The organism is Paracoccus albicereus, assembly GCF_024359525.1.
Taxonomy (GTDB): Bacteria; Pseudomonadota; Alphaproteobacteria; order Rhodobacterales; family Rhodobacteraceae; genus Paracoccus; species Paracoccus albicereus.
This window is the reverse complement of sequence record NZ_JAKZEU010000001.1, coordinates 211,264-228,364: the sequence shown is the minus strand read 5'-3', so window position 1 is coordinate 228,364 and position 17,101 is coordinate 211,264. Positions and strand designations below refer to the sequence as shown.

15 protein-coding genes are annotated in these 17,101 nt (G+C 66.8%); 3 read left to right on the top strand and 12 right to left on the bottom strand.

The genetic code is table 11. The features are described 5' to 3' along the window. Nucleotides 1-45 precede the first annotated feature (45 nt). The 10 genes from MLD63_RS01200 to MLD63_RS01155 form a co-directional block, all read right to left on the bottom strand. On the bottom strand, nucleotides 46-1,143 hold the full coding sequence (locus MLD63_RS01200) for an ABC transporter permease (RefSeq protein ID WP_255328011.1): 1,098 nt from the start codon (nucleotides 1,141-1,143) through the stop codon (nucleotides 46-48). Next, on the bottom strand, nucleotides 1,143-2,792 hold the full coding sequence (locus tag MLD63_RS01195; RefSeq protein WP_255328010.1) for an ABC transporter ATP-binding protein: 1,650 nt from the start codon (nucleotides 2,790-2,792) through the stop codon (nucleotides 1,143-1,145). Before MLD63_RS01195 ends, MLD63_RS01200 begins: the two co-directional genes overlap by 1 nt. Further along, nucleotides 2,792-3,781: a BMP family lipoprotein gene (locus tag MLD63_RS01190; RefSeq protein WP_255328009.1), complete on the bottom strand. Its 990-nt coding sequence runs from the start codon at nucleotides 3,779-3,781 to the stop codon at nucleotides 2,792-2,794. The genes MLD63_RS01195 and MLD63_RS01190 overlap by 1 nt, the downstream gene beginning before the upstream one ends. Before the next feature lie 77 nt (nucleotides 3,782-3,858). Further along, the gene (locus tag MLD63_RS01185; RefSeq protein WP_255328008.1) at nucleotides 3,859-4,278 is read right to left on the bottom strand and encodes a GNAT family N-acetyltransferase; all 420 of its coding nucleotides are present in this window, start codon (nucleotides 4,276-4,278) and stop codon (nucleotides 3,859-3,861) included. After that, complete coding sequence (tsaB, locus tag MLD63_RS01180; protein ID WP_255328007.1) at nucleotides 4,275-4,862, bottom strand: tRNA (adenosine(37)-N6)-threonylcarbamoyltransferase complex dimerization subunit type 1 TsaB; 588 nt, start codon at nucleotides 4,860-4,862, stop codon at nucleotides 4,275-4,277. The genes MLD63_RS01185 and tsaB overlap by 4 nt, the downstream gene beginning before the upstream one ends. Beyond that, nucleotides 4,855-5,418 (bottom strand): NifU family protein, encoded by a 564-nt coding sequence (locus tag MLD63_RS01175; RefSeq protein ID WP_255328006.1) that lies wholly within the window; start codon nucleotides 5,416-5,418, stop codon nucleotides 4,855-4,857. Before MLD63_RS01175 ends, tsaB begins: the two co-directional genes overlap by 8 nt. A 342-nt stretch (nucleotides 5,419-5,760) precedes the next feature. Next, nucleotides 5,761-7,203 (bottom strand): aldehyde dehydrogenase family protein, encoded by a 1,443-nt coding sequence (locus tag MLD63_RS01170; RefSeq protein WP_255328005.1) that lies wholly within the window; start codon nucleotides 7,201-7,203, stop codon nucleotides 5,761-5,763. Further along, the gene (locus MLD63_RS01165) at nucleotides 7,200-8,780 is read right to left on the bottom strand and encodes an ABC transporter ATP-binding protein (protein WP_255328004.1); all 1,581 of its coding nucleotides are present in this window, start codon (nucleotides 8,778-8,780) and stop codon (nucleotides 7,200-7,202) included. Before MLD63_RS01165 ends, MLD63_RS01170 begins: the two co-directional genes overlap by 4 nt. Beyond that, on the bottom strand, nucleotides 8,777-9,589 hold the full coding sequence (locus MLD63_RS01160; RefSeq protein ID WP_255328003.1) for an ABC transporter permease: 813 nt from the start codon (nucleotides 9,587-9,589) through the stop codon (nucleotides 8,777-8,779). The genes MLD63_RS01165 and MLD63_RS01160 overlap by 4 nt, the downstream gene beginning before the upstream one ends. Beyond that, nucleotides 9,586-10,527 carry an ABC transporter permease gene (locus MLD63_RS01155; protein ID WP_255328002.1) on the bottom strand — a complete coding sequence of 314 codons (942 nt, stop codon included), beginning with the start codon at nucleotides 10,525-10,527 and terminating at the stop codon, nucleotides 9,586-9,588. The genes MLD63_RS01160 and MLD63_RS01155 overlap by 4 nt, the downstream gene beginning before the upstream one ends. 93 nt (nucleotides 10,528-10,620) lie before the next feature. Between MLD63_RS01155 and MLD63_RS01150 the strand changes: the two genes are divergently transcribed. The 3 genes from MLD63_RS01150 (at nucleotide 10,621) to MLD63_RS17930 (ending at nucleotide 15,242) form a co-directional block, all read left to right on the top strand. Then, complete coding sequence (locus MLD63_RS01150; RefSeq protein ID WP_255328001.1) at nucleotides 10,621-11,352, top strand: glucose 1-dehydrogenase; 732 nt, start codon at nucleotides 10,621-10,623, stop codon at nucleotides 11,350-11,352. A 38-nt stretch (nucleotides 11,353-11,390) separates the two neighbouring features. Then, nucleotides 11,391-12,218, top strand: a complete 828-nt coding sequence (gene cobA / locus MLD63_RS01145; protein ID WP_255328000.1) for a uroporphyrinogen-III C-methyltransferase — start codon at nucleotides 11,391-11,393, stop codon at nucleotides 12,216-12,218. Between the two features lie 96 nt (nucleotides 12,219-12,314). After that, nucleotides 12,315-15,242, top strand: a complete 2,928-nt coding sequence (locus MLD63_RS17930; RefSeq protein ID WP_304363985.1) for a calcium-binding protein — start codon at nucleotides 12,315-12,317, stop codon at nucleotides 15,240-15,242. A 46-nt stretch (nucleotides 15,243-15,288) separates the two neighbouring features. Here the strand turns inward: MLD63_RS17930 and queG are convergent, their stop codons facing one another. Together queG and fzlA are read right to left on the bottom strand one after the other, a co-directional pair. Continuing rightward, nucleotides 15,289-16,389 (bottom strand): tRNA epoxyqueuosine(34) reductase QueG, encoded by a 1,101-nt coding sequence (gene queG, locus MLD63_RS01130; RefSeq protein ID WP_439957601.1) that lies wholly within the window; start codon nucleotides 16,387-16,389, stop codon nucleotides 15,289-15,291. Further along, on the bottom strand, nucleotides 16,367-17,053 hold the full coding sequence (fzlA, locus tag MLD63_RS01125; RefSeq protein ID WP_255327999.1) for an FtsZ-binding protein FzlA: 687 nt from the start codon (nucleotides 17,051-17,053) through the stop codon (nucleotides 16,367-16,369). The genes queG and fzlA overlap by 23 nt, the downstream gene beginning before the upstream one ends. Between the last annotated feature and the right edge of the window lie 48 nt (nucleotides 17,054-17,101).

The following is a 17,101-nucleotide window of genomic DNA, read 5'->3' as shown; positions in this document are numbered from 1 at the left end:
CGAGGACGAGGATCGGGGTCAGCGCCTCATTCAGCGAACCAAGCTTCATGCGTCGCCCCGCTTGCGCATCGAAAGGAACATCCGCTCCAGCGGCATCCGCACCATGTTGTCCAACGCGCCGGTGAACAGGATCACCAAAGCCTGGATGACGATGATCAACTCGCGCGGGATCGAGGTCCACAGCGCCAGTTCACCCCCGCCCTGATAGAGAAAACCGAACAGAAGCGCGGCCAGGAACACGCCGAACGGATGGTTGCGGCCCATCAGCGCGACGGCAATGCCGATGAAGCCGGCACCCTCGACCGCGTTCAACACCAGCCGCTCGCTTTCGCCCATCACGTTGTTGATAGCCATCAGCCCGGCGAACCCACCGGAGATCAGCATGGCGAGCACGGTGATCTTCACGGGGCTGATCCCGGCGTAGAGTGCGCCCGGCTCGGACCGGCCCAGAACCCGGATCTCGTAGCCGAGACGTGTGCGCCAGATCAGCAACCAAGTGAGGAAACAGGCGAGGACGGCGATGAAGAAGGTCACGTTGACGGGCGTATGTTCGCCCCAGGTCATGCCGAAGGTGGCCGCCAGGTCGGTGATCTTGGGCAGATGTGTGGCATCGGGGAAACGCGCGGAGGCCGGGTCCATGCTGCCCACGGGGCGCAGCAAGTTGACCAGAACGTAGTTCAGCAGGGCGGCGGCGATGAAGTTGAACATGATCGTCGTGATGACGATGTGGCTGCCGCGCTTCGCCTGCAGCCAGGCGGGGATGAAGGCCCATGCCGCGCCGAACGCCGCCGCGCCGATCATCGCTACGGGGAGTGCGATCAGCCAATGCGGCAGGGGCAGGTAAAGCAGCACCAGCGCCACGCCAAGCCCGCCCATCGCTGCCTGTCCTTCGCCCCCGATGTTGAACAGGCTCGCATGGTAGGCCACCATCACCGCGAGCCCGGTGAAGATGAAGTTCGTCGCGTAATACAGCGTGAACCCCCAGCCGTAGCTGGACCCGAGCGCGCCCGTCACCATCGTCTTCAGCGCCATCCAGGGATTTTCACCGATGGCGAGAATGACCAGCGCCGAGATCGCGAAGGCCAGGAGGACAGAGATCAGCGGCGTCAGGATTACGTCGGCCCATTTCGGCATCTTGTCCATCAGACGCGCTCCTCGGGGGTGGTCTCGACATACTGGTGTTCCGGCGGGATGCCCTCGGCCGGGTCGTGGCGATCGGTGTCGGTGATGCCCGCCATCAGCAGGCCCAGTTCGCCCGTCGTCGTCTCGGACGGCAGGCGTTCACCCATGATGCGGCCGTCGAACATGACCGCGATCCGGTCCGACAGCGACAGGATTTCGTCCAGCTCGACAGAGACCAGCAGGATCGCCTTTCCGGCGTCGCGCAGTTCCACGATGCGCTTGTGAATGAACTCGATCGCGCCGATGTCCACCCCGCGGGTCGGCTGGCCGATCAGCAGCAGGTCGGGATTGCGCTCGATCTCGCGCGCGACGACCAGCTTCTGCTGGTTCCCGCCCGAGAAATTTCGCGCCGCAAGATGGCAGTTGCGCGGGCGGCAGTCGAAATCCTCCATGTATTTCTGCGCATCGCGACGGATCGCGTCGTTGTCCATCAGCCAGCCGCGCTGGTATTCGGGTTTGTCGTGATAGCCGAAGGCGATGTTTTCCCAGGCAGTGAAGTCCATGATCAGGCCTTCGGTCTGCCGATCCTCGGGGACATGGCCGATGCCGCGCTTGCGCCGCGTGCGGGCGTCGGATCTGGTGCCGGTCACGTCCAGCGGCTCGCCGTTCATGTGGATCGTGCCGCTGACCGTGCTGCCCTTTTCGGGGTAACCGCCCAGCAGTTCCAGTAGCTGCGTCTGACCATTGCCCGAAACCCCCGCGATGCCCAGGATTTCGCCAGCACGGATGTCGAAATCGATGCCGCGCAGTCGCTCTACGCCTTCGTCGTCGACCATTTTCAGGCCGCGCACCTCCAGCACCGGGGCGCCGGGGCTGGCAGGCCCCTTCTCGACGTTCAGCAGGACCTTTCGACCGACCATCAGCTCTGCCAGTTCCTCCGGCGAAGTTTCGGCGGTGCGGACGCTGGCCACCATCTCGCCGCGCCGCATCACGCTGACATTATCGGTGATCTCCATGATCTCGCGCAGCTTGTGGGTGATCAGGATGATCGTCTTCCCCTCGGCCTTCAGCCCTTCGAGGATGCGGAACAGGTGATCGGCCTCGGCCGGGGTGAGCACGCCGGTCGGTTCATCCAGGATCAGGATGTCGGCCTGACGGTATAGCGCCTTGAGGATCTCGACCCGCTGCTGGTGGCCGACCGAAAGCTCCTCGATCCGCTCGTCGGGATCGACGTTCAACTGATATTCCTCGGCCAGGCGACGCAGGACGCCGCGTGCCTTGGCCAGCGCGGGGCGCAGAAGGCGGCCGTCCTCGGCCCCGAGAATGATGTTTTCCAGCACGGTGAAGTTCTGGACCAGCTTGAAATGCTGGAAGACCATTCCGATGCCCGCGCGGATCGCGGTCATGGAATCGGTGATGCTGAGCGGCTGTCCGTTCACCTCGATCGTGCCGCTGTCGGGTTTGTAGAATCCGTAGAGGATCGACATCAGCGTCGATTTGCCCGCGCCGTTCTCGCCGATGATGCCGTGGATCGTGCCCCGTTCGACCCGCAGGTCGATATCCTTGTTGGCCTGCACGGGCCCGAAGGCCTTGGAGATGCCGGTCAGTTCGATGGCGGCGGGGGCGGCCGTTGCCGACCGCCCCCCCAGATGTTGCGCGGGCTCGGCCATCACTCGACCGGGCAGGTGTTGTCGGCCATGTAGTCGTGAACCTCGATGCTGCCGTCGGCAATGCCGGCCTTGGCTTCGTCGACCGCGGCCTGCATCTCGGGCGTGATCAGGTCCTGGTTGTTCTCGTCCACTGCGACGCCCACGCCTTCGGCGGCGAGATCCATGACCTTCACGCCCGGTTCCAGGGCATCGCCCGCGGTGAACGCGTCGAAGACGGCGTTGTCCACGCGCTTGACCATCGAGGTCAGCATCTGGCCCGGATGCAGATGGTTCTGGTTGCTGTCGACGCCGATGCCCAGCTTGCCTTCGTCGGCGACGGCCTGCAGGACGCCGATCCCGGTGCCGCCGGCGGCCGCGTAGACCACGTCGGCGCCCTGGCTGATCTGCGCCTTGGCAAGCTCGCCGCCCTTCACCGGGTCATTCCACGCCGCGGGGGTGGTGCCGGTGTAGTTAATCAGCACCTGACCGTCCGGCTTGACCGACTTGAAGCCCTGGGCATAGCCGCATTCGAACTTGTGGATCAGCGGGATATCCATGCCGCCGATAAAGCCTACGGTCCCGGATTCCGATGCCATCGCGGCCATGATCCCGGCCAGATAGCTGCCCTCTTCCTCGGTGAAGACGACGGATTGCACGTTCGGCTGTTCGACCACCATGTCGATGATCGCGAATTTCACGTCGGGATAGTCGGGGGCGACCTTGTTCAGGACGTCGCCGAAAGCGAAGCCTGTCATGACGATCGGGTTGGCGCCGGTTTCCGCCAGCCGCCGCAGCGCCTGTTCGCGCTGCGCCTCGGACTGCATCTCCAGTTCCTTGTAGGTGCCGCCGGTCTCTTCGACCCAACGCTGCGCGCCGCCGAACGCCGCCTCGTTGAAGCTTTTGTCGAACTTGCCGCCGAGATCGTAGATCAGCGCCGGTTCGGCCGCCGCAAGACCCGCCGAAAGCGCCAGCGCGGTCGTTCCTGCGAACATGCGTGTCATCATCGTCATCTGATACCTCAACCCTGTTTTGGGGCCCTGCGGCGGGCCCGAAGATGCAGGGATTAGGGATCAAGCGGTGGTAGCGGTCAACCGTCTTTTTCGTGCGATTCAAGGTCGATCCGCAGCACCAGCGCGTCCAGATCGCGCGCGAAATAGCCGCGTCTCAGACCCGCTTCACGCCAGCCGAGACTGGCGTATAGCGCGCGTGCGGCGGTGTTGTCGGATGCGACCTCGAGAAAGACCTGCGCCGCGCCGCGCGACGCCGCGGCATGCAGGAAACGCCGCGTCAGATCGGCACCGATGCCCAGTCTTCGGGCATCGGGATCGACGGCGAGCGTCAGAAGTTCGGCCTCGTCCGCGATGACCCGTCCGATCAGGAAGCCCTGGGCGTGCGAGACGAGGAAGGCGCCGGTCGTGCCGAGGATTTCGGCGATCTCGTCCGCGGACCAGGGGCGGGGACGGGTGAAGGCGCGCGCGTGAAGCGCGGCCATCTGGTCGAAGGTCACGGCAGCATCACCGGTCCACGGTCGCGCGCGGGTGCTGCGTCGGCGGGACGCAGGTAGATCGGCGCGGGGCGCGGATGGGGTCGATCACGACGAGCCAAGGCGAGACGCGCGATCGCGACAGGCAGCGGGACGACGGGATCGCTGGGCGCCGGGCCGGGGGGCAGGGTATCTGATTGCTGCGGCGCGGTGACTTCCGCATCGTCGCGAAAGTTCTGCCAGATCAGGTGATTGGCGCGGGCCGGGATGACGATGCGGCAGGGGCGCGGCAGGTCCAGCGCCATCGCTTCGGGAACGGAGATGCCGATCGCCGGGATGCCGAGCGACAGGGACAATCCGCGCGCGGCGGCGACGGCGATGCGGATGCCGGTAAAATTGCCGGGGCCGGTGCCGACGCCGATGACCGACAGGTCGGACCAGGTGATGCCGGATTCGACCAGCAATTCCTCAATGATCGGAAACAGGCGCTCGGCCTGGCCCTTGGCCATCGGTTCGATGCGCTGGGTCAGGATGTCGTCGCCGGACAGCAAAGCGGCCGCGCAATGCGCGGCCGATGTGTCGAAGCCGAGACTGACCCCTTCAGGCAACCGGGCGGACCTCGGTCACTTCGGGGATGTAGTGACGCAGCAGATTCTCGATCCCCATCTTCAGCGTCAGGGTCGAGGACGGGCAGCCCGCGCAGGCGCCCTGCATGTGCAGGTAGACGACGCCGCGGTCGAAGCCGTGGAAGGTGATGTCTCCGCCATCCTGCGCCACTGCCGGACGCACGCGGGTGTCCAGCAACTCCTTGATCTGGACGACAATATCGCCGTCGGGGCCGTCATGGGCGGCGTGGCCGCCGTCACCGGCGCCGGCGTTCTCAACGACCGGGGCGCCGGACTGGTAATGCTCCATGATCGCGCCGAGGACCGAGGGCTTCAGGTGATCCCACTGGGTCGCCTCGGCCTTGGTGACGGTCACGAAATCGCTGCCCAGGAACACGCCGGTGACGCCGGGGACACCGAAGATGCGGCTGGCCAGCGGCGAGGCGCCGGCGGTGTCGCGGTCGGGGAAATCGGCGGTGCCCGCTGCGCCCAGCACGGTTTCGCCCGGCAGGAATTTCAGCGTGGCGGGGTTCGGCGTGGTTTCGGTCTGGATGAACATCGGCGGGCTCCTTGTTGGTCCAGATATGGGCGTCGAGGGCCGTCGGGTCAAGCGAAGGAAGGTTAAGGAACGGTTAAGATCGGACGGCGCATCAAGCGCACGGTGGCTGTGCAACAGCGCAACGGGCGGCGGGTCGTTCGGGCCAGCGTTTGCTGGGTCTGACGCGTCACAACCCGTACACCGCGCGTACACAGGCTGTACACAACCTGTACACAGGCTGCGAACGGGCGGTTCAGGAAGCGTTAAGGGGTTCGGGCTGCGCCCGAATGCCTCCGGCGGGGATATTTGTGTAAAGAAGAAAGGGCGTCGCCCGCGCTGGCACAGGCGCGGGGTCGTGCAACCCTAGCCGTGATGGGCGGCGACGGTCTTGAGGGTCGAGAAGCCGTAGAGCGCCTCGAACCCCTTTTCGCGGCCGTGACCTGACTTGCCGATCCCACCGAACGGCAGCTCGACCCCGCCGCCGGCGCCGTAATTGTTGAGGAAGACCTGACCCGAGCGGATCGCCTTGGCCAGACGCATCGCGCGACTGCCGTTCTCGGTCCAGACGGAGGCCACGAGGCCGTAATCGGTCCCGTTGGCGATCGCGATGGCCTCGGCCTCGTCGTCGAAGGGGATGACGACCTGAACCGGGCCGAAGATCTCGTCACGCGCGAGCGGATGGTCGGGCGACACCTCGGTCAACAGGTGCGGGGCGAGGTAGTTGCCGCCTTCCGGGGCGCCGTCCACGATCTGGCCCGTGGCAGCGATGGTCAGGTCGCCCGCGCTGTCGAGAAAGCCCTGAACGATCTCTTTCTGCCGCGCCGAGATCAGGGGACCCACGTTCAGATCGTCCATCGCCGGACCGACGCGCAGCTTGCGGTAGGCGTCGGCCATGCGCGCGACCACCTCGTCATGGACACCCCGCTGAACGAGGATGCGCGAGGCGGCGGAACAGGTCTGGCCGGCATTCTGGATGCCGGCGTTGACGAGGAACGGCAGCGCGCGGTCGAGATCGGCGTCGTCGAAGACCAGTTGCGGCGACTTGCCACCCAGTTCCAGCGTGACCGGGACGACGTTTTCGCCCGCGGATTGCTGGATCAGCTTTCCGACGCCGACCGAGCCGGTGAAGGACAGATGATGGACGCCCGGATGCGACGAAAGCGCGGCCCCCGCTTCTTCGCCCAGACCCGTGACCACGTTCAGCGCGTCGGGCGGCAGGCCCGCATCCATCGCGAGCCGCGCGAAGGCCAGCGCGGTCAGGCTGGCTTCCTCGGCCGGTTTCAGGACGCAGGCATTGCCCATCGTCAGCGCCGCACCGACCGAGCGGCCGATGATCTGCATCGGGTAGTTCCAGGGCACGATATGGCCGGTGACGCCGTGGGGTTCGCGCAGCGTGTAGACGGTGTAGCCGTCGAGATAGGGAATCGTCTCGCCCATGATCTTGTCGGCGGCGCCGGCGTAGAATTCCAGATAACGGGCCAGCGCCACCGCATCGGCACGGGCCTGGGTCAGCGGCTTGCCGACGTCCATCGCCTCGATCCGCGCCAGCGCGTCGGTGCGTTCCAGCACAAGCTGCCCGATGCGTGCGAGAATCCGGCCGCGTTCCAGCGCGGTCATGCGCCCCCATTCGCCGGTGCGCGCGGCCTCGGCCGCCTTGACCGCCGCGTCGATCTCGGCCGCGCGGCCACGGGCGATCCGGCCGATCGTCTCGCCGGTCGAGGGGTTTTCCACCGGCAAGTGATCGGTCGCGTCCTGCCACGCGCCGCCGATCAGGATCTGATCCGAGGGAAACCACAGGTCTTTCATGCCACGCTCCATTCCGCGGGAATTTCAGGGGCGGCGGCGATCAGCCGCTGCGTATAGGGGTGGGCCGGTTCGGTCAGCACCGTGTCCGTCGGGCCGGTTTCGACGACGCGGCCCTTTTCCATCACCAGCACGCGGTCGGTGATGCCGCGCACGACCGACAGGTCGTGGCTGATGAATAGGTAGGCCATGCCGTGGTCCCGGCGCAAGGTGGCCAGAAGATCCAGCACCTGCGCCCGGACGCGCACGTCGAGCGCGCTGACCGCCTCGTCCAGCACGATCAGGCGCGGCCGGATGATCAGCGCGCGGGCGATGGCGATGCGCTGGCGCTGGCCGCCGGAGAATTCGTGGATGTACTTGCCCGCATCCGATGGCTGCAGGCCGACTTCCTCCAGCGCCTGGCCGACGCGGGTGCGCCAGTCGGCGGGGCGGCCGGTCAGGTGGAAGGGCTCGGCCACCAGCCTCTCGACGCGCCAGCGCGGATCGAAGCTGCCGAACGGGTCCTGGAACACGACCTGCATCTTCGCGCGGAGCGCGGGCGGCATGGCGCGGCCGGCGGTGACCGCCTGACCGTCCAGACGGATGCGGCCGCCCTGCAGGGGATCGAGCCCGAGGATGGCCCGGGTCAGCGTCGATTTGCCACAGCCGGATTCGCCCACGAGGCCGACGCTTTCACCCTCTGCAATGGTCAGGGAGACGTCGTCGACCGCGCGCAGGACCGGATGCGGCGCGAAGGCCGAGGGGCGGGGCAGGCCGTATTCGCGGATCGCGTGTTCGACCTGAAGCAGCGGCGTTTCGGCGCGCGTGGGCACGCGGTCCGGGGCATGGCGCGAGGCCGCGAAAAGTTGGCGGGTATAGGGATGGGACTGGGTGCGGAAAAGTTTTTCAGTCTCGCCTTCCTCGACCACCGCGCCGTCGCACATCACCGCCACGCGATCGGCGATGCCCGCAACCACGGCCAGATCATGGGTGATGAGCAGCAGCGCCATCCCCTCGTCGCGGACGAGATCGCGCAGGAGGTCGAGGATCTGCGCCTGCGTGGTGACATCCAGCGCGGTCGTCGGCTCGTCCGCGATCAGCAGGTCCGGACGCAGCGCGATGGCCAGTGCGATGGCGACGCGCTGGCGCTGGCCGCCGGACAATTCGTGCGGGTAGAGGCTCAGCGGGAAGCGCGGCTCGCGCAGGCCGACGCGGTCCAGCCGGTCGCGGGCGCGCGCCAGCGCCTGGTCGCGGGGCATGTCGCCGTGGATGGTCAGCGTTTCCGCCACCTGGTCGCCGATCGTCATCAGCGGGTTCAGCGCGGTCATCGGCTCCTGGAAGATCATTCCGATGCGATGGCCGCGGATGCGACAGAGCTGGGGTTCCGGGGTGGTCAGCAGGTTCCGGCCATCCATCAGGACCTGACCGCTGGCCTGGGCGCGGTGGGGCAGCAGACCCATGATTGCCAGGGCCGACATCGATTTGCCCGAGCCGGATTCGCCCACCAGACCGGTGATCGTTCCGGGGGCGAGGGTCAGGTTGACGTCCCGCAGGATCGGTGTCGTGCCGATGGTGACGGACAGGTCGCGGGTCTCGATCATCGCATCACCCGCAGGCGTGGGTCGAGCCAGTCGCGCAGACCGTCGCCCAGCAGGTTCAGCCCCAGCACCGTCAACACGATGGCGAGGCCCGGGATCACCGCGACATGGGGGGCGATGGTGACCATGGTCTGCGCCTCGGCCAGCATCCGGCCCCAGCTGGGCGTGGGCGGCTGCGCGCCAAGGCCGACATAGGACAGCCCCGCCTCGGCCAGGATGCCGAGGCTGAACTGGATCGTGCCCTGCACGATCAGAAGGTTGGCGATGTTGGGCAGGATATGTTCGACACTGATCCGGGCGCGGCGCTTGCCCGCGACCTCGGCGGCGCGGATGTAGTCGAGCGTCCAGAGCGGCATCGCGCCGCCGCGGGTCACGCGCGCGAAGACCGGGATGTTGAAGATGCCGATGGCGATGATCGCGTTGACGGCGGACGGGCCGAAGACCGCGGTGATCAGGATCGCGATGACGAGGCTGGGGAAGGCGAAGATCAGGTCGTTGCCGCGCATCACCGTCTCGTCGATCCACGATCCGCGGTTGGCGGCGGCGAGCAGCCCCAGCGGCACGCCGAGGCCCATGCCGATGCCGACCGCGACCAGCGCCACGGCGATGGAGGTGCGCGCGCCGACCATCAGCATCGACAGGATGTCGCGGCCGAAATGGTCGGTGCCGAAGGGATGGCTGGCCGACGGTGTCTGCAGCTTGTCGGCGATGGCCATCGCGGTGACGTCGTAAGGCGTCCACGCGAAGGAGATCAGCGCCGCCAGGACGGCGATGCCGGCAAGGATCGCGCCGAGGATCAGGCCCCATCTCATCGACGCCGCAGCCTCGGGTCGACGGCGGCATAGGCCAGATCGACAAGGAAGGTGACCGCGATGACGGCGGCGACCAGCACGAGGACCGCCGACTGCACCACGATCAGGTCGCGCTGGGTGATCGCCTGGAAGATCAGGCGGCCAAGGCCGGGCAGGTAGAACACGTTCTCGATGATGATCGCCCCGGCCAGCAGGAAGGAGAACTGCATGCCCATGATGGTCAGAACCGGAATCAGCGCGTTCCTTAGCGCGTGGCGGCGCAGCGTCTGGCCCCGGGTCAGGCCCTTGGCGCGGGCGGTGCGGATGTAGTCCTGCCCCTGGGTCTCGATCAGGGCGGAGCGCAGGACGCGGGCGAGGATCGCGGCCTGCGGCAGCGCCAGTGCGATGGCGGGCAGAAGCAGGCTGCGCAGCGCGGCCAGCGGATCGGACCAGCCGGGAAAGCCGCCTGCGGGCAGCCATTGCAGGTGCACGGCAAACAGAAGGACCAAGAGCATCGCGAACCAGAAGTTCGGCAATGCGATCCCCAGTTGCGTCGCACCCATCACCGCCGCGTCGCTGGCGCCGCCTCGGCGGGATGCGGCGAGGATGCCGATCGGAAACGCGATCGCGGTGGACAGCAGCAGCGCCATCAGCGCCAGCGGCAGCGACACCTGCATCCGGTCGAGGATCATCCCCGCGATGGGGGTCTTGTAGGTGAAGCTGGTGCCGAAATCGCCGGTCAGGATCGCGCCAACCCATTGCGCGTAGCGCAGCGGCAGCGGCAGATCGAGGCCCATCTGATCACGCAGCGCGGCGACGGTTTCAGGGCGCGCGCCGGTGCCCAGCATGAAGCTGGCCGGATCGCCCGGAACCAGTTCCACGATGGAAAAGATCAGCGCCGAGGCGACGATCAGGCTGATCGCGAGGATCAGGAGACGGCGGGCGACATAGCGCAGCATGGCGCGACGCTAGTGCGCGTCGCAGGGGGCGTAAAGCGGGTCTTGTCGCCGCGGCGCGCTCTGCCATTGTGGCCGCCAACCAAGGGGGCAAGCATGAGACTTCAGGACAAACTGGCCATCGTGACCGGTGGCGGATCGGGCTTTGGCGCGGGCATCGCGAAGAAATTCGCAGCCGAAGGCGCGCAGGTCGTGGTGGCCGACATCAACCGTGCGGCGGCCGAGAAGGTCGCGGCCGAGGTCGGCGGCATCGCGGTCGAGGTCGACGTGGCCAGCGGCGACAGCATCCGCGCGCTGGTCGCGGGGCTGGACCGCGCGCCCGACGTGCTGGTGAACAATGCGGGCGTGACCCATCTGCCCGCGCTGATGGAAGACGTGTCGGAAGAGGATTTCGACCGTGTCCTGGCTGTGAACTGCAAGTCGGTCTACCTGTTCGCGCGCGAGATCGTGCCGCTGATGAAGCAGGCGGGCGGGGGCGCGATCGTGAACGTCGCCTCGACCGCCGGCGTGTCGCCCCGACCCCGGCTGAACTGGTACAACGCCTCCAAAGGCTGGATGATCACAGCAACCAAGGCGATGGCGGTGGAACTGGCGCCCTTCGGCATCCGCGTGAACGCGCTGAACCCGGTCGCGGGCGAGACGCCGCTGCTGAAAAGCTTCATGGGCGAGGACACGCCCGAGATCCGGGCGAAGTTTCTGTCGACGATTCCGATCGGGCGTTTCTCGACACCCGAGGATCTGGGCAATGCTGCGTGTTTCCTCGCCTCGGACGAGGCCTCGATGATCACCGGCGTCGCGATGGAAGTGGATGGCGGCCGCTGCATCTGAGCGCGCCATTGTCGGGAAGGGTCGCGATGCTATAGCTGATGGACGTTTTGTCCATCGCAGGTCGAACCTTGCCCGATCCCGACGCCACTTCCGGTTTCGTTTCTCTCGTGTCGGCAGGGCCGGGCGATCCCGGTCTGCTGACGCTGAAGGCGGCCGAGCGGCTGCGCGACGCGGATGTGGTCCTGTATGATGCGCTGGTGTCGCAGGCGGTTCTGGATCATTCCGGCCCGCAGGCGGAACGGATCGCCGTGGGCAAGCGCGCCCGCCGCCCGTCGGCCAAGCAGGAATTCGTCAATGAATTACTGGTCGAGCAGGCAAGGTCCGGGCGTCGCGTGGTGCGGCTGAAATCCGGCGATGCGGGCATCTTCGGCCGGCTGGAGGAAGAGATCGTGGCCCTGGATGCCGCCGGCATCGGCTGGGAGATCGTTCCGGGCGTCACCTCGGCCTCGGCTGCCGCGGCGGTGGCGGGGCTGCCTCTGACAAGGCGGCTGACGGCGCGGCGGCTGCAATACGTGACCGCCGCCGACGTGACGGGCAAGCTGCCCGCGGACCTGAACTGGGCGGCGCTGGCCGATCCGCTTGCCGTGACGGTGGTGTTCATGGGCCAGCGCACCTTCCCCGCGATGGCGGCCGAGTTGATCGCGCGCGGCCTGCCCGCGACCACGCCCGCGCTGTTCGCCGAAGCCGTGGGACATCCGGCCGAGCGGCTGGTCAGGACCGACATCGCGGGGCTTGCGACGATGCTGGAGACGGCAGAGATCACCCATCCGGCGCTGATCCTTTACGGGGCGCTGGCACCCGCGCGCGAACCCGCTGCCGGGTCGCCGGTTTCGGGTCAAGCAATCGCTGACAGCTTAAAATTCTAGCCATTTAGCATTGGTGAAGGCATCCGGGATTAAGGTTTTCGCGAACCGGAATCGATAGGGTCGGGACGACGATTCATAGAATGGATTTCCCCTGTGATGGCCGTGATGCGTCATGTGGCCACATTCACCGCTGCGGATTACCTGTCCCGCGTTTCCGACCTGTCGCTGGCACGGGTCGATGGCCATACGGTGCTGTTCAGCGCATCGGAACGGGGTGGCGGGCTGACGGCCTTTGCGGTGGACGGGGCGCTGGACCCGCTGCGGATCATCGATGAACGCGTCCTCACAGGCCCCGCGCAGGCGATGCGCGCGCCGCAGACGGCGCTGATCGATCTGCCTTCGGGATCGTGGATCCTGCCCATCGACGCGCGCGGCAGCAGCGGCGGAAGCTGGCAGGTCCTGGCCGACGGCACGATCGGCAGCGCGGGGCGGCCGCTGGATGCGCGCGTGCTGGGTTCCGGCATCGTCGAGATCGGCCAGTTCGAGACGGTCAGCGGGCAGTTCATCTTCACCGCGCAGAAGGCCTCGCTGACATTGACGACCTGGCGGCTGAACGCGGATGGCAGCCTTGGCGGTGTCTCGATCTCGCCGATGCCGCTGATGTCCGAGATGCGGGACGCCACCTTCGATTCAATCCAGGCCGTCGATGTCGGCGGACGCAAGATTCTGGTCACGGTGTCCGCACTGGGCAATTTCATCGCGACGCATCAGGTTTCGGACGATGGCCGGCTGACCCGCGGCGAATACATGCACATGGAGTCCGGGACCGGCTTCAACATGCCGCGCGACCTTGTCACCGTCATGGTCGACGGCAAGAGCTTTGCGGTGATGTCATCCTCGGCCGCATCATCGCTGACGGTGTTCCGCATCGCCGTCGATGGCAGCTTCCAGCCGACCGACCACGTGATCGATGAGCTGTCGACCCGGTTCAGGGGCGCGACCGCGCTGGCGGCGGCCGAGGTGGGCGGGCGCGGCTATGTCTTCGCGGGCGGCACCGATGACGGGGTCTCGATGTTCCTGATGCAACCCGACGGCAAGCTGATGCATCTCGACACGATCGGTGGCGATCAAGGGGTGCCCCTTCGCGGCGTCAGCGACATCGAGGCCACGGTGATCGACGGCAAGATCGTGCTGTTCGTGTCGAGCGCGGGCGCCGCAGGGATCGTCCAGTTCGTGATCGAACCCGGGCCGGTCGGTCTGACGGTGACCACGACCCAGGATACGGCGCAGGGAACCGCGCAGGACGATTACATGGTCGCTGGCAAGCCGACGATCTGGATGCATGGCGGAGCGGGGGACGACACGCTGGTTGCGGGTGAAAGCTCGATCGCGATGCTGGGCGGGCAGGGCGCCGACACCTTTGTCGCGTCGAACATCACCGGCCGGATCGCGATCAAGGATTTCGAGGTCGGCGTGGACAAGCTGGACCTGTCGCAACTGGGCATGGTGCGCAGCGTCTACCAGTTGACCGTCGTGCCGCAATCCTACGGCGCAAAGGTCTTCTATCATTCGGCGGTGATCGACATCTTCACCAATGACGGCCGGACGCTGCCCGCGAGCTTCTTCACCAATGCGCTGTTTCCGATCGCGCATTACACGCCGCCGGGCAGTTCGACACAGATCTACGGCTCGGATCGGGGCGACATGCTGCGCGCCTCGCTGGTCGGCTCGACCATCCGGGGGCGGGGCGGCAACGACGTGATCCTGGGGGGCACGCGTGACGACACCCTGATCGGCGGTGATGGGCATGACGCGATCTCGGGCGGGCTGGGTGCGGACGTGCTCTATGGCGAGCGGCACAACGACCGCCTTCGGGGCGGTGGAGGACGCGACCGGCTGTTCGGCGGCGACGGCAACGACACGCTGCTGGGCGAGGATGGGGACGACGCACTCGACGGCGGTCCGGGGGCCGACCTGTTGCTGGGCGGAATCGGCAACGACCGCCTGAAGGGCGGATCGGGCAACGATTATCTGCAGGGCGAGGACGGCGATGACCATCTCGACGGTGGTCTGGGCGACGACAGACTGAACGGCGGACGCGGCAACGACACGCTGATCGATACCGCCGGGCGCAACCGGCTGTTCGGACATGATGGCGATGACGTGTTGCTGGGCGGCATTCACCGCGACACGCTGGACGGTGGAATGGGAAACGACACGCTGACCGGCGGCAGCGGCGACAACATCCTGGCGGGCGGGGCTGGTAACGACGTGATCATGGCCGGTCGCGGCAACGACCGGGCGCGGGGCGGACTGGGCAACGATTATATCGACGGTGAGTCCGGCGACGACTTCCTGCACGGTGCGCAGGCCAACGATACGCTGCGCGGCGGTGAGGGCCGCGACACGCTGCTGGGCGGGGATGGAGACGACCTGATGGATGGCGGGCCCGGCGACGATACGCTCGTGGGCGAGCTGGGCAACGACACGCTGGAGGGCGGGGATGGCAACGACCGGCTGCGCGGGCTGTCGGGAAACGACGCGCTGTTCGGCAGTACCGGCGACGACTGGATGAATGGCGGTGGGGGCAATGACACGCTGGACGGCGGTGACGACAACGATACGCTTTACGGACTGAACGACGACGACCTGCTGCGTGGCGGCGCAGGCAACGACTTTCTGGCGGGCGAGACCGGCAACGACTGGCTGGACGGTGGTGACGGACAGGACCGGCTGTCGGGTGGTCCGGGCGACGACACGCTGTTCGGGGGCCGGGGTGCCGACCGGCTGGATGGCGGTTCGGGTCTGGACCTTTATCTGTATCGGGACGCGCTGGAATCGAACGCGGCAACCGGGATCGACACGATCACCGGCTTTACCCGGGGCGACGACCACGTCGATCTGTCGGTGCTGGACCTGGGCTTCATCTTCAACGCCGACTTCACCGGCGCTAGGGAGTTGCGGTTCGTCTATGGCGACAATTTCACCCGGCTGGAGGCGGATCTGGACGGCGACCTGGTCGCCGATCTGCAGATCATCCTGACGGGTATCATCCCGATCGAGCGCGGCGATCTGATTCTGTGATCGCGCTGCTCTTCAAGGAACAGATCCGCCTTTGCGCCGCGACCCGTCAGGATGCGGGATCCAGCCGGATGGCTGCCCATCGGGCTGCGTCGGCAACGGCGGGATCGGGGTCATGGGCCAAGCCCTGCGCCACAGGCCGCAAACGCGCCAAGCCGGAATTTCCGATCGCGTACAGCACGTTACGCACTAGCCGGTCACGCCCGATCCGCTTGATCGGGCTGCCGGAAAAACGTGCCCGGAACGCCGCATCGTCCAGCCCGGCGAGGTCTGCGAGATCCGGGGCCGGGTCGCCGCCGCGATAGCGCATCTCGGTCGCGCCCTGGGCGAACTTGTTCCAGGGGCAGACGGCGAGGCAGTCGTCGCAACCATAGATCCGGTTGCCCATCTTTGCGCGCAGCTCGAGATCGACGGGGCCGTGATGCTCGATCGTCAGGTAGGAAATGCAGCGCCGCGCATCCAGCTGGAAGGGCGCGGGAAAGGCATCGGTCGGGCAGACATCAAGGCAGGCGCGACACGACCCGCAATGTTCGGCCTCGGGGTCGTCGGCGGGCAGGTCCAGCGTGGTGAAGATCGCGCCCAGAAAGAACCAGCTGCCCAGATCGCGCGCCAGAAGGTTGGTGTGCTTGCCCTGCCAGCCCAGCCCCGCCGCCTGCGCCAGAGGCTTTTCCATCACCGGGGCGGTATCCACGAAGACCTTGATCTCGCAGCCGGTGTCTGCGACCAGCCAGCGGCCGAGCCGCTTCAGCCGCTTCTTGACCAGATCGTGGTAATCGCGCCCCTGCGCATAGACGCTGATCGCGGCCTTGTCGGGGCGGTCCAGCACCGCGAGCGGATCGTGGTCGGGCGTGTACAGCTCTGCCAGCATGATGACCGAGCGCGCTTCGGGCCACAGCGCGGACGGGTCGCCGCGCCAGTGGCTGCGCGCCTCCATCCAGGCCATCTGGCCGTGTCGTCCCTGATCCAGAAAATCCTGCAGCCGTCCGGTGAGTTCGGGCACAGCGCCCGGCCGCATGACGCGCATCTTGGCAAAGCCCTCGGCCAGCGCCTGCGCCTCGATCCTTCTCTTCTGTCCCGAAATATCCCGGGGGGAGTCGTCCGCAGGACGGCGGGGGGCAGCGCCCCCCTTAGCCGAAGTCGAGTTCGGCATAATGCGGCGCGGGATGGATGCCCGGCACCTGATCGGCGAGGATCGAGCGGAAGGCGGGCCGCGACTTGATCGTGGCGTACCAGTTGGTCAGCGCCTCTGACCGGTCCCAGTCCACGTCGGAAATGTAGTCGAGGCACGAAAAATGCGCCGCCGCCGCGAAATCGGCCAGGCTCAGCGTGTTGCCGGCAAGCCAGCGGCGGGTTTCAAGAAGCTGGCTCAGATAATCGATATGATCCTTGATCGCCTTCAGGCCGGACTTGACCGCGCGGCTGTCGGGGTGGCCGGTCCGCATGACCTTCTTCCACACACGTTCCTGCAGGATCGGCTGGGTCACCTCGGCGTTGAACTTGTCGTCGAACCAGGCGCAGAGGCGGCGCACCTCGTAGCGTTCCGACGGCACCTTGGGCATCAGCGGCGGCTGCGGCACGGTTTCGTCCAGATACTCGCAGATCGCCTGACTTTCGGCCAGCAGCATGCCGTTGTGGCGCAGCACCGGCACCTTGCCGGCGGGGTTGCGGCGCAGAAGTTCGGGCCCGCCTTCCCAGTAGCGTTCTTCGAGCAGTTCGACCTCGATCCGCTTTTCGCCCAGCACCAGGCGCACCTTGCGGCAGAAGGGCGACAGCGGATGGTGGTAGAGACGGGTGGTCTGGCTGTTCGTGGTCATCGGGAGGCGGCTCGTTCGAAATGTCGTCCGGGGTGATACGCCTGCGCG